Below are 13,262 nucleotides of genomic sequence, written 5' to 3'. Positions count from 1 at the left end.
ATAATCAAATTGTCAAAGAACCATTCGCCAGTCAGCAAATGCGGCCTGAAAGCCTTCAACCAAAGACGCCGAACCACTCCCTGTTGCCAGGTCGATGCGGCAAAGTTGTTTGGTAGAACCAACAGCGAGGAGCGCCGTGTTGGCGGCGCCGCCGTCGATGGAGGGCGTTATACGCATGGCCTGAAGATGAGTCAACACTCTTTGTCAAAAAAGATTCACACAAGCCAAAACGTACGGATTCCCTTATCTAAATCATCGATTTAGTCCCGGAGCCTCGTCTTCTCCCGCGATTTTTTTCGATTTCTTTTTGTCTTTTTTGCTCCGGGAATACGGGAATGCCCACAGCCTCCCGTATGAGCCCCCTTATAAAGAAGACACGTAGCCCTATTGCGACCACAGAACCGACAAATTCTGCTCGTAACCCACCACCTCGAAGCGGTTCGCCTCGTGGGCATCCGTGCAGAAACAATTGACGATTTAAATCAAACACTGCATGTAGCAGGATCTGTTATGTTTAGCACCGCTGAAACATACTGGCCGTGGCCCAGGGCTGCGGGCTTCGGATTCACGCGATAGCTTAAAAGGACCGGACAGGTATTAATGCATTTGGGGCCCTTCCATAGCGCGCAGACCCTACGTATAGAGTTAGGTGAAGAGCCGCCGCTGCGCGGCTACGAAGGCCGCAGTGGCATGTCCGACCGTCGGCAGGTGTCTTTGCGCTGGTTTGCAGGTACCGTCCTGACAGGCGTCACTTCACTCGTATTGATGGGTGGAGCCCTCATGGCGGCACTCGACGGTCAATACAGTGTGGAAGCCGCGCCCTCGTCCGGTGCATTTCTGAACGGCTTTGCCCTGTCCAGTGGTGGCGCCAAGGGCGATCGCGTCCTGCGCACCGCAGCCGAATATTCCAGCAAGCATGTCATCGACGTTAATGTGGTCACCCGCGAAGGTGACAGGGATCATATTCGGGTCCAGCCGCATGTCTTCGTCAGCGCAACGCTTGCGACCCGCAAGGATCCGGAGCTCGCGGAGCGCATTCCCCCGTTCAATCCGTTGAACATGTTCGCGGACAATAACGATGATGATGGCGGCATCAGTGTTGCCGAAACCGGCACTCCGCTTCCAGCCGATTCCATCTATGGCGCAAAGCTGGAAAGCGAAGTCAGCATTTCGCTTGCCCCCTTCCCGTCTTCCAGCGGGGACATAGACCTCGACCGGACGCCGTCCGAAACCGAAGTTGAGCTTGCCGTTCGCGAAACCGCGCGCACTCTTTCTATTGACGCTGTCGAAATGGCGGCAAAATCCCTGGTTGATCCGGGCCGCTTCGATTTCAATCTGGCCCTGCAGCCTGACCTGGAACGCTACGCCGTGCGCATCACGCCGGAGAACGTTTCCTTCGTGTCCAAACAGGATGAGGACATCCGCTTTGCCGGAATGGACGAAAGCATCGTTCCCGTAACCAAGGACCAGGATCTGGTCGACGTCATGATGGATTATGACGCGACCGAAGATGAAGCACTTGCAATCTCGACCGCCTTCTCAAGCCTGTTCGGCATTTCGGACCTGACTGAAGGACAAAGATTGCGGATCGCCTATGCACCGTCGCCGGACGATCTGGAGCGGATGCGTCCTGAACGCGTCAGCCTTTATGAGAATACGGAGCACCGCGCTACGGTGGCCCGCTCGGACAGCGGCGCCTATATTGAGGCCAAGGAACCGAGCACGTTCCTTGCTGATGCCTTTGAGGAAGCCGACCGTGTTTCCTACGGCGGCCCGACCCCGGCAATCTACGACAGCCTCTACCAGACGGCTCTCGAACAGGACATGCCTGAAGAGATCATCAACGATCTGGTGCGGATGTTCTCCTTTGACGTCGACTTCAATGCGCGGGTTCAGCCGGGCGACGCCCTTGAGCTGTTCTTCACCGACGGCGACGACAACAGCCCGCCGAAGATCCTGTATGCCGCGCTCAACACCGGCAACACCACACGGGAATTCTACCGGTTCCGCACGCCAGACGACGGCGTGACCGATTTCTATGATGACACCGGTCAGAGCGCCAAGAAGTTTCTTATCCGCAAACCGCTCAATGGCGGCAAGTTCCGCTCCGGTTTCGGCATGCGCCGCCACCCGATCCATGGCTACACCAAGATGCACCGCGGTGTGGACTGGTCTGCTTCGCGCGGAACGCCGATCATGGCGGCCGGGAACGGCACAATCGTCAAGGCCGGCTGGAGCTCCGGCTATGGCCGCCGTATCGAGCTGCAGCACACGAACGGCTACACCACGACCTATAACCACATGAGTGGTTTTGGCAGCGGCATCCGTGAAGGATCCAAGGTCACCCAGGGCCAGATCATCGGATATGTCGGCTCCACTGGCCTGTCGACAGGCCCGCACCTGCACTATGAAGTGCTCGTCAACGGCCGTTACATGGATCCGATGCGTATCAAGCTGCCGAAGGGCCGTACGCTGGATGGTGAAATGCGCACAGCGTTCGAAACCGAGCGCTACCGCGTCGACACCTTGCTGGACCGTGTCCGCAAGCCGTCGCGGATCGCTGCCATCAACTGACACTCCTGAAAAACAAAGTTCGGCCGGGGCCTTGGTGCCCCGGCCGAACTTGTTCTTGTCTGCACTCCAGACAGGCTTCGATCATTCAATCAATCCCCGCCTGAGGGACCGGCACCAGCTTGACGCCGGCGACAATCAACCTGCCGCTCATCCAGCTTCCGAAACTTCCTTCTGTCGTGCCTGGTCGCGGCGCAGAGCCATGTAGATCGCCGGGATCACCAGAACCGTCAGGATCGTCGACGATGCCAGACCGAAGAGCAGCGAAATCGCCAGCCCCTGAAATATCGGATCGGTCAGGATAACTGCAGCGCCGATCATGGCGGCAAGCGCTGTCAACAGGATCGGCTTGAAGCGGATTGCCCCGGCTTCCAGCAGAACGTCCAGAAGCGGTTTGTCGGGCGTGCGCGAATGCTGGATGAAATCGACCAGCAATATGGAGTTGCGCACGATGATGCCGGCAAGCGCAATGAAGCCGATCATCGATGTCGCCGTGAATGGCGCAGCAAACAGCCAGTGCCCCAGCATGATGCCGATCAGCGTCAGCGGAATTGGCGTCAGGATCACGAGCGGCAGTTTGAAGGAACCGAACTGGGCCACCACCAGGAAGTAGATGCCCAGGATCGCCACCATGAAGGCACCTCCCATGTCCCGAAAAGTGACCCAGGTGACTTCCCACTCGCCATCCCAGAGCAGGGTTGGCCGCGTTTCGTCTTCGGGCTGACCATGGAACGAGATCACCGGTTCACCGTCAGGTCCCCAATCCATGTCCTGGATCTTTTGTCCAACAGCCAGCATCCCGTAAACCGGTGCTTCGAACGCGCCTGCCAGTTCGCCGGTTACCATTTCAACCGCGCGCCCGTTGTGGCGGAACACCGGAAAGGATGTCTTTTCCCTGCGAACCGTCACCACGTCGCCAAGCTCGATCACGCCCCGACCTCCAGGCAATGCATTGGCCGGCACCGGCGTTGCAAGCACCGCTTCACCGATCACCATGTCGCCCCTGGCTAGATGGATCCGGATCGGGATCGGATAACGCGCCCGGCCGCGGTGCGAATAACCGACCTCCGTTCCACCATAGAGGCGCCGGACGGTGTCGAAGACATCGCCCTGCTCGACCCGGTGATATTCAAGCCGGTCCTGATCGATGGCGATGCGCACCCGGTCGGCCTGGGTTCCAAAGGAATCGTCGACATCCACGATGAACGGCACGTTCTCGAAGGCCTGGCGAACCTTGCTTGCAACCGCGCGCCTGGTTTCGGCATCGGGCCCATAGATTTCCGCAAGCAGCGTCGCCAGAACCGGCGGCCCCGGGGGCGGTTCCACCACCTTCAACACAGTACCGGCGGGTAGGTCGAGACCTGCCAGCATCTCGCGGATATCCAGCGCGATGTCATGACTTGTCCGGTCCCGCTCCCCCTTCTCGGTGAGATTGATCTGCACGTCACCCTGTTCAGGCAGTGCCCGCAGATAGTAGTGGCGAACCAGTCCGTTGAAATTGAAAGGCGATGCAGTGCCGGCATAAGTCTGGAACGTCAGGATTTCAGGCACCTCTCCCAAACGGGCGACAATTTGCTGAAGAACCCTGTTCGTGTCCTCGACCGAAGACCCTTCCGGCAGATCGGCAAGCACCTGCAGCTCCGCCTTGTTGTCGAATGGAAGCAGTTTCACCGTAACGTCGGTGGTATAGAACAGCGCAAGCGAACCAATTGTGCAGACGCCGACGATCAGCAGAAAGCCCCAGGCGCGCAGGCGCGAACCGATCAACGGTCTGGCGACCTTCACGTAAATACGACCCAGAGCCCCGCCATGTGCCGCAGGCGCATGGGAATGGCCTCCGCCGCGGCCAGCGAATTTCATCATCAGCCAGGGTGTCAGCATCACGGCAACAAAGAACGAAAACAGCATCGCTGCCGAAGCATTGGCAGGAATCGGCGCCATATAGGGGCCCATCAAGCCTGAAACGAACAGCATCGGCAAAAGGGCGACGATGACCGTCAGCGTTGCGATGATGGTCGGATTGCCGACTTCCGCCACCGCTTCCACCGCGGCTTGCGTCCGGCTGCGATCATCCGACATGCCCCAGTGCCGGGCGATGTTCTCGATCACCACGATGGCGTCGTCCACCAGGATGCCGATGGAAAAGATCAGGGCAAACAGGCTGACACGGTTGATGGTGTAGCCCATCAGATAGGCTGCAAAGAGCGTGAGCAGGATCGTCGTCGGGATCACCACCAGCGTCACCAGCGCTTCGCGCCACCCGATCGCCAGTGCGATCAGGACGACAATGGAGACTGTCGCAAGCCCAAGATGGAACAGCAGTTCATTGGCTTTTTCATTGGCGGTCTCACCGTAGTTCCGGGTGATCTCCATATCCACGCCTTCGGGAAAGAGATCTCCGCGAATTGCTTCAAGCCGTGAAACGATTTCATCGGAAATCACCACCGCATTGGTGCCCGGTCGTTTGCCAATGGCCAGCGACACCGCCGGGGCCAAGGTCAATGCTCCATCTTGCTTGCGAATATGGGCGACCCTGTGCTCTGCCGGTTGAGTGGCAAGGTCGATGCGGGCGACATCACGCACATAAACGGGCCGGGCATCACGAGCGGTCAGGAAGAGATTTCCGATCTCTTCGGCCGATTGCAACGTCTCCCCTGCGACCAGAACGCGCTGCTCTCCGGCCTCCCGGACATAGCCTGCGCGGAAGGACTTGTTGGCGCCCTCGATCTTGGCAGCCAGCTGCTGCAGCGTAATTCCGTAAAGCGACAGTTTTTCCGGGTCAGGTTCAACGCGAATGGCTTCCGGCTGCTCCCCGACGATGAACGTGAGACCGATGTCCGAGAGCTTGGCGATTTCGGTCTGAAGTTCACGCGCGATCCGGGTCAAACCGTTTGCCGTCCACCGTTCGGCGCCCCCCGGTGTCGGTGTCAGCGTAACGACGACAATGGCGACATCATCAATACCCCGGCCAACAATCAATGGCTCCGGAATGCCGACGGGGATCCGGTCCATGTTGGCGCGGATCTTTTCGTGCACGCGCAAGATGGCAGCGTCCGCGTCGGTCCCGACGAGAAACCGTGCCGTTACCAGCACACGGTCGTCCTGGGTCTGGGAATAGATATGCTCGACACCATCGATCGCCTTGACGATCGTCTCCAGCGGTTCCGTCACCAGTTTGACCGCGTCATCCGCATTGAGGCCGTTGGCTTCCACATGAATATCGACCATAGGCACGGAGATTTGCGGTTCTTCTTCACGTGGCAGGGCGACAAGAGCAATCAGCCCGAGGGCAAGGGAAGCCATCAGGAACAGCGGGGTGAGCGGTGACCCGATGAAGGATCGGGTCAGCCATCCGGCAAGACCGAGTTTCATGGCACCATCACCCGATCACCGGCACGCAGTCCGGTCAGGATTTCGACCAGAACCGTCCCCTCGTGAAGAACATTTGCGCCTGGAACCACGGCGACATCCTGGGTGCCAGCCGCAACGGCAACCTGCACATAATCGACACCATGCCGGATCGAAAGAGCAGCTTCCGGCACCGCAATGACCTGACGCTCGCCGACGGGCACATGAACAAGGGTGCGTTCGTTGACGAAATAGTCTCCCAGGCCATCGACATCGACATCCGCCGTCACCCGGCCTTCGGTAATTTCAGGATAGACCTTCACGATCGTTCCGAAAGTTTGCCGGGTTGCGGTGCTCCCGGTCTCCGCAGCCTCGGGCTTGGGGTCAAGACCACGTCCGCCCAGCAGGACTTTCGCCCCTGAGGTTATTTGGGCGGCATGACGCTCCGGGATGGAGAGACGCAGGAAGTATCGGCCGCTGGCAATCCGGGCGACTTCCTCTCCCGGCAGAATGACCGAGCCTTCCGTGACCGGCACTGTCAGAACGCGTCCGGCATTGGGGGCCAGGATCTCGCCTTCGCTGGCACGCTGGCGTACGACCGCCATCTCCGATTCCGCCGCGACGGTCTGGTTGGTGACCACATCGAATTGTGTGCGCACCTGGTCCAGCCGGCTTTGTGCCGCGCTGCCACGGGCAACCAGTTGCTCCACACGCTCCAACTCGGTGCGGGCATTGTGAAGCTGGGAGCGCAGAACCTCGATCCGGGCCTCCGCAGCCCCAAGCTCGAGTGCAATTTTCTCGTCAACGACCAGGGCAATGACCTGGTCAGCTGACACGACATCGCCCTCGCGCACGGAAATTGTGTTTATGGTTCCGCCAATGCGGGCACGGGCTGGAACGACCGTCCGGCTTTTGACCTCGGCAAATACCGCCTTGGTTTCCGGTACGGTGATCGGCTCGGCCAGAAATTCACCGGCACGAGCCACCGGCGCGGCACCCGACGCTGCAGCCAGCGTCAAAAGGAAGAAAATGAAGATACCGCGTCTCATCTTGTCCTCCACCTTACGAGAAGGCCACTCCCGGTTTCATGCCGAGCTTCTTGAAAATGATTGCTGCCGGACAAAAGCCGGTGACGGATGCCTGCATCAGGTTCAAGCCGACAAAGGCGTTGAGCAGATACCAGTAGGACGAAACGTAAAACCCCAGCGCCAGGGACAAGAGCACCATGGCACCTGCAAACATCATGACTGCACGATCGACTGTCATCTGAGTCTCCTTGATGGATCAGCCGCCCTGGGGATTCACCGAAGCGCGGCTCTTGTTTCACATTTATGAATATATGAATACCACAGCTTTTCGCTAGCCCGTTTGACAAAACGCAAACGCCCGGGCCAATCGAGGCACAAAACGAAAAACCCGCGGAAGTGTCCTTCCGCGGGTTTCCTTTTCATTTCTTTCAGCTTGCCTCAGATCAGGCGGCTGCGCTTTCCGAGCCTTCCACCTGGAACATCAGGCGGTCTGACCCAGCCGTGACATCCACCGTCTGGCCGTCGAGGATTTCACCGGCAAGCAGCTTTTCGGCGAGGGGATCCTGAACGTCCTTCTGGATCACCCGTTTCAGTGGTCTCGCTCCATAGGCTGGGTCGTAGCCCTTCTGGGCCAGCCAACCGAGAGCGCCGTCGTCCAGTTTCAGCGTGATCTTGCGATCGCTGAGGAGAGCCCGCAGGCGCTCCAGCTGGATCTTGACGATATCGGCCATCTGCGCCCGCTGCAGGCGATGGAACAGCACGATCTCATCGAGACGGTTCAGGAACTCCGGACGGAAATGACCCCGCACGGCGCTCATCACCTCGTCGCGAACCGCATCCGTATCCTGACCTTCCGGCTGGTTGACCAGATACTCGGCCCCCAGGTTCGAGGTCATGATGATCAGCGTGTTGCGGAAGTCGACCGTCCGGCCCTGACCATCGGTCAGCCGACCGTCGTCCAGAACCTGCAACAGCACGTTGAACACGTCGCTATGCGCCTTTTCGATTTCGTCGAAAAGCACGACCTGATACGGGCGCCGCCGAACGGCTTCCGTCAACGCACCACCTTCCTCGTATCCGACATAGCCGGGAGGCGCGCCGATCAGACGGGAAACGGAGTGCTTCTCCATGTATTCCGACATGTCGATCCGCACCATTGCGCTGTCGTCATCGAAGAGGAACGACGCGAGTGCCTTGGTCAGCTCGGTCTTGCCGACACCGGTCGGTCCGAGGAACATGAACGAGCCAATCGGCCTGTTCGGATCCTGAAGGCCGGCACGCGCCCGGCGCACCGCAGTGGAAACCGCATGAATGGCTTCTGCCTGGCCAATGACCCGGTTCGCCAGCATGTCTTCCATCTGAAGCAGCTTTTCGCGCTCGCCTTCCAGCATCTTGTCGACCGGAATTCCGGTCCACTTCGAAACGACCTGGGCAATATGAGCCGGCGTCACGGCCTCATCGACCATGGCATCGGCATCCTCTGAAGCTTCCGCTTCGGCGAGTTTGCGCTCCAGCTCCGGAACCACGCCGTAGGCAAGCTCACCAGCCTTGGCCAGATCACCGCGACGCTGCGCGATTTCCAGGTCGATGCGGGCCTGTTCCAGCTGTTCCTTGATCTTCTGTTCAAGGTTCAGCTTTTCCTTCTCGCCCTGCCAGCGGTTGCTGAGTGCCTGCGACTTTTCTTCCAGATCCGTCAGCTCCTTCTCGAGCCTGGACAGACGATCCTTTGAAGCTTCGTCGCTTTCTGCCTTCAGCGCCTCGCGCTCGATCTTGAGCTGGATGATCCGGCGATCCAGTTCATCCAGTTCCTCCGGCTTGCTGTCGACCTGCATCCGCAGCCGGCTGGCGGCTTCGTCCACAAGATCGATCGCCTTGTCCGGCAGGAACCGGTCGGTGATGTAGCGGTTGGAAAGAGACGCTGCCGAGACGATGGCACTGTCGGTGATACGGACCCCGTGATGGAGTTCGTACTTCTCCTTGATCCCGCGAAGGATCGAAACCGTGTCCTCGACCGTCGGCTCGCTCACGAACACCGGCTGGAACCGGCGCGCCAGAGCGGCATCCTTTTCAACGTGCTTGCGGTATTCGTCCAGCGTTGTCGCACCGACACAGTGCAGCTCACCGCGCGCCAGAGCAGGCTTCAAGAGGTTGGAGGCATCCATAGCCCCATCCGCCTTGCCGGCTCCAACCAGCGTGTGCATCTCGTCGATGAACAGGATGACCTTGCCCGCGGCCGCCTGGACTTCGGACAGAACACCCTTCAGGCGTTCCTCGAACTCACCCCGATATTTCGCGCCGGCAATCAGCGAGCCCATGTCGAGCGCAAGAAGCTGCTTGTCCTTGAGCGATTCCGGCACATCGCCATTGACGATGCGCAGCGCAAGGCCCTCGGCAATCGCGGTCTTGCCGACCCCTGGCTCACCAATCAGAACCGGGTTGTTCTTGGTACGGCGCGACAGAACCTGGATGGTCCGGCGGATTTCCTCGTCACGGCCGATCACCGGGTCGAGTTTGCCTTCCCGGGCAACCTGGGTCAGATCCCGAGCGAATTTCTTCAGCGCGTCATACTGGTTTTCGGCAGTCGCAGTATCGGCCGTCCGGCCCTGGCGAAGCTGGTTGATTGCCTCGTTCAGTCCGTTTGGCGTAATGCCGTGCCGCTTCATCAGCTTGCCGGTTTCGCTGTCGCTGTCCATGGCAAGGGCGAGCAGAAGCCGCTCCACGGTGACGAAACTGTCTCCGGCCTTGTCGGCAATCTTCTCGGCCTGCTCGAACAGGCGTGCGGTTGCCTGGCCCATGTAAAGCTGTCCGGACCCACCGGAAACTTTCGGCATCTTGTCCAGAAGGCCCTCAAGATCGCCCTTCAATGCCTTGGCGTTGCCGCCGGCACGGTCGATCAGACCACTGGCCATGCCTTCAGGATCATCCAGAAGAACCTTCAGGATGTGTTCAGGTGCGAATTGCTGATGGCCCCGCCCCAAGGCAAAGGTCTGAGCGGACTGAACAAAACCGCGCGCACGCTCAGTGTATTTTTCAAAGTTCATAAGTTACCTCCTACCCGTCCGCACCACCCGAAGCGTGGGGAACGATCTGGAATACGGACCCCTGATACGGGCATCCGCACAGCCTTTTGCAGTGCTGCTCCTCTAATATAGTGTTGCATATTCACCACAAAAGCCCCTGCGGCATCTTATTCTGTGCCGTCCGGAACGGATGTCTGCAAGCCAAACAAAAAACGGCGCCCATCATGGACGCCGTTTTATCTGTTTCAGCTTTATCGAGGCTGACCATCTACCGGATCATTCTCCGGCAGGTGCCTCGGCCGGAGCCTCTTCAGCCGCCTTGGCACGACGCGGGCGTGCAACCCGGCGGCGCGGTTTCGGCTGATCCTCTTCGTCGGAACCGCGGGAAGCTTCAGCACCCTCCGCGGCTTCCGCCGTGGCCTGGCCTGCGTCAGCCTGATCACCGGAAGCCCGGCGCGGCGTGCGCGCACGAGGTGTCCGGGGGCGGCGGCGCGGCTTTTCGTCCGCTTCGTCGTCGCCGGCTTCGGCTTTCTCTGCCTTCTGGGAAGCGCCGTTGACCTTACCTTCCTGATCGATGACAGGCATGTCGTCGATGAAAGGCTGCGGGCTGTCGGCATCCATCAGGTCGTTGTCCGAGGAGGACACGTCCTGGGAAGACCGTTCTGCGCCATTGGAGTGGCCTGAGCCATTCGTTGCCGCGGCTTCGAAACCGTCTTCGGCTTCGTTGCGGGAAGAGGCATGCGCCATCGGCTGCTGTTGCGGCTGCGCGGCAGCCACAATGCGCAGATAGTGCTCCGCATGCTGGTTATAGTTCTCGGACATCACCCGGTCGCCGGATGCCTGGGCATCCCGTGCAAGCTGCTGGTACTTCTCTGCAACGTGCATCGCAGTACCGCGGATTTTCACATCAGGACCGTTTGATTCGTAAGTCCGGGTTAACGGATTTGGGCCCTTGCGGCCCCGTCCGCGCATACGCTTATTGCTTTGATTACCTGGTCTCATCCTGCCGTTTTCTCTTAAGGAACGGCGGTCAGCTTGACGCTGACCCAACATCGGAATTGCCTAAAACCGACACGAAATACCTGCCGAAACCAACAATGCTGGTTAGCGGCTGTCATTGAAAACATACGCAGCGCGCTAAAGGCCGATGGCCAACGCGATTGTCTTTTTCTTCGACAGTCCGAAACACCGGATAGTCCGATTTGCAACGGTTTCCAAAACGCTGAAGTTGCGCCGGTTCCCAGCTGCCGGATGCGCATGCCCCGCTAAACGCTGATAACATTTCCGGTCTCGGCAAGAGGAACGTACCCGTTTCCGTTGCGATTTCCAAGTGCTTTTTCGCCTTTGGATCAAATCCGCAAAATTAGAGCCTGCGCCCCACCACAACACGGTCGTTTCCGGAAAGATCTTTAATGATTTCAATCTCTACAAAGCCATGATGACGCAGCTGTTTTTCCAGATCCTCTCCTTGATCGAAGCCGATTTCGAGAGCGATCCAACCGCGCGGGCGCAGCAGCTTCACAGCATCCGCGACGATACGAACATAGGCTGTCAGGCCGTCCTCACCGCCATCAAGAGCAAGCTTCGGGTCATGCTGAATCACTTCGCGCGACAGTTCGGCGAGGACAGCGCTGCGGATATAGGGCGGGTTGCTGACAACCCAGTCGAAGCCGCTTTCCGGTCGCAGCGCGGAGGTATAGTCCGCCCGCACGGGAAGAAACCGGTCTTCCACGCCGTGCAGAGACGCGTTGCCTGCAGCACATTCAAGCGCCTGTTCCGACAGGTCCACCGCGATCATCCGGCTTCGGGGCAACTCGGCCAGCAACGTGACGGCGATCGCTCCCGTACCCGTGCCGATATCGCAGATAAACGGTGCTTCTTCAGGAGCACATCTTTCAAGCACGGCATCGATCAGGGTTTCAGTGTCCGGCCGGGGCTCCAGCGTTGCCTCGTTCAAATGAAATCGCCGGCCGTAGAAATCCCGTTCCCCGAGTATCCGGCCGACGGGCATGCCATGAAGGCGTTTCTGCGCATGGGCCTCTGCAAGTTCGGCCGCACCAGGTGCTGCCTCTTCCTGTTCACGAAAGACAAGTTCCGACAGGGGCAGCTCGAGCGCCGCGCTGACCAGAAGCCTTGCATCCAGTTCCGGTGTCGGCAAACCGGCCACCCGAAACCGGTCGCGCACGGACCGGTAAAGCTGGCCGATGGTCACCTCAGGCCTCTTCGGTTGCCAGAAGATTGGCCTGGTGGTCCAGGATCAACGGCTCGATGACTTCGCCAAGTGCTTCCCCCGAAAGGATCTGCTCCAGCTTGTAGAGCGTCAAGCCGATACGATGATCCGTCACGCGGCCCTGCGGGTAGTTGTAGGTGCGGATCCGCTCGGACCGATCGCCGGACCCGACCTGCAACCGCCGGGCTTCGGTCCGCTCGCTCGCAGCCCGCTCGCGCTCCTCGTCATAGATGCGCGCCCGCAGAAGCTGCATGGCTCGCGCCTTGTTCTTGTGCTGCGAGCGTTCGTCCTGAACGGCAACGACGATACCCGTCGGCAAGTGCGTGATGCGCACAGCAGAATCGGTCGTGTTGACGTGCTGCCCACCTGCGCCGGATGCGCGATAGGTGTCGATCCTCAAGTCGCTCTCCTGAACGTCGATATCGACGTCCTCCGCCTGAGGCAGCACGGCAACGGTTGCCGCCGACGTATGAATACGTCCGCCCGACTCGGTTGCGGGCACCCGTTGCACCCGGTGAACACCGGACTCGAATTTCATCTTGGCAAAAACGTTGTCGCCGGAAACGGACGCGATCACTTCCTTGTAGCCGCCGACTTCACCTTCGCTGGCAGACAGGATTTCCACCTTCCAGCCCTGAAGTTCGGCATAACGCTGGTACATGCGGAAGAGATCTCCGGCAAAGAGAGCCGCCTCGTCGCCGCCGGTCCCTGCCCGCACTTCCAGGATGGCATCGTTGGAGTCCGCTTCGTCCTTCGGCAACAGCCCGATGCGTACATCCTGGGCCAGTTCTTCGACGCGCTCTTCCAGTTCGTCGCGTTCCATTTCGGCAAGCTCGCGCATTTCCGCGTCGGAGGACGGATCCTGCACCAGTGACTTTGCACCGGCCAGATCCTGTTCCGCCTTGATCAACGCACGGATTTTGCCGACCAACGGCTCCAGTCCGGCATATTCCCGCGACAGCTTCACATAAGCGCCCGGATCCGGATTGGCGGACATCATGTGTTCGAGTTCAGCGAACCGGTCCAGCAGGGTATCAAGTTTGTGACGCGCCAGCATACGCGCTG

General features: G+C 59.5%; 9 protein-coding genes. 2 read left to right on the top strand and 7 right to left on the bottom strand.

What is annotated here, in order from left to right; all coding sequences use genetic code 11:
* A partial coding sequence (locus Q666_RS66525; RefSeq protein WP_208993988.1) for a hypothetical protein occupies window positions 1-264 on the top strand: 264 nt, incomplete at its 5' end.
* 336 nt (window positions 265-600) lie between these two features.
* Window positions 601-2,574 carry a M23 family metallopeptidase gene (locus tag Q666_RS41700; RefSeq protein ID WP_031270257.1) on the top strand — a complete coding sequence of 658 codons (1,974 nt, stop codon included), beginning with the start codon at window positions 601-603 and terminating at the stop codon, window positions 2,572-2,574.
* A 147-nt stretch (window positions 2,575-2,721) separates the two neighbouring features.
* On the opposite strand, the gene Q666_RS41695 is transcribed toward Q666_RS41700, so the two are convergent.
* The 7 genes from Q666_RS41695 to prfA form a co-directional block, all read right to left on the bottom strand.
* Window positions 2,722-5,943 (bottom strand): efflux RND transporter permease subunit, encoded by a 3,222-nt coding sequence (locus Q666_RS41695; RefSeq protein WP_023002996.1) that lies wholly within the window; start codon window positions 5,941-5,943, stop codon window positions 2,722-2,724.
* Window positions 5,940-6,968 carry an efflux RND transporter periplasmic adaptor subunit gene (locus Q666_RS41690; RefSeq protein WP_023002995.1) on the bottom strand — a complete coding sequence of 343 codons (1,029 nt, stop codon included), beginning with the start codon at window positions 6,966-6,968 and terminating at the stop codon, window positions 5,940-5,942. Before Q666_RS41690 ends, Q666_RS41695 begins: the two co-directional genes overlap by 4 nt.
* Window positions 6,969-6,981: 13 nt before the next feature.
* The gene (locus Q666_RS41685) at window positions 6,982-7,185 is read right to left on the bottom strand and encodes a DUF2892 domain-containing protein (protein ID WP_023002994.1); all 204 of its coding nucleotides are present in this window, start codon (window positions 7,183-7,185) and stop codon (window positions 6,982-6,984) included.
* Between the two features lie 205 nt (window positions 7,186-7,390).
* Window positions 7,391-9,988 carry an ATP-dependent chaperone ClpB gene (gene clpB, locus Q666_RS41680; RefSeq protein WP_023002993.1) on the bottom strand — a complete coding sequence of 866 codons (2,598 nt, stop codon included), beginning with the start codon at window positions 9,986-9,988 and terminating at the stop codon, window positions 7,391-7,393.
* 255 nt (window positions 9,989-10,243) lie between these two features.
* Window positions 10,244-10,939, bottom strand: a complete 696-nt coding sequence (locus tag Q666_RS41675; RefSeq protein WP_152533292.1) for a DUF4167 domain-containing protein — start codon at window positions 10,937-10,939, stop codon at window positions 10,244-10,246.
* 391 nt (window positions 10,940-11,330) lie between these two features.
* Window positions 11,331-12,179 carry a peptide chain release factor N(5)-glutamine methyltransferase gene (gene prmC, locus Q666_RS41670; RefSeq protein WP_023002991.1) on the bottom strand — a complete coding sequence of 283 codons (849 nt, stop codon included), beginning with the start codon at window positions 12,177-12,179 and terminating at the stop codon, window positions 11,331-11,333.
* A gap of 1 nt (window position 12,180) precedes the next feature.
* Window positions 12,181-13,254, bottom strand: coding sequence for a peptide chain release factor 1 (gene prfA / locus Q666_RS41665; RefSeq protein ID WP_023002990.1), 1,074 nt, complete (start codon window positions 13,252-13,254; stop codon window positions 12,181-12,183).
* Between the last annotated feature and the right edge of the window lie 8 nt (window positions 13,255-13,262).

The organism is Labrenzia sp. C1B70 (genome assembly GCF_000475395.1).
GTDB lineage: Bacteria > Pseudomonadota > Alphaproteobacteria > Rhizobiales > Stappiaceae > Roseibium > Roseibium algicola.
The sequence above is the reverse complement of the archived record's forward strand: the minus strand, read 5'-3'. Positions and strand labels throughout refer to the sequence as shown.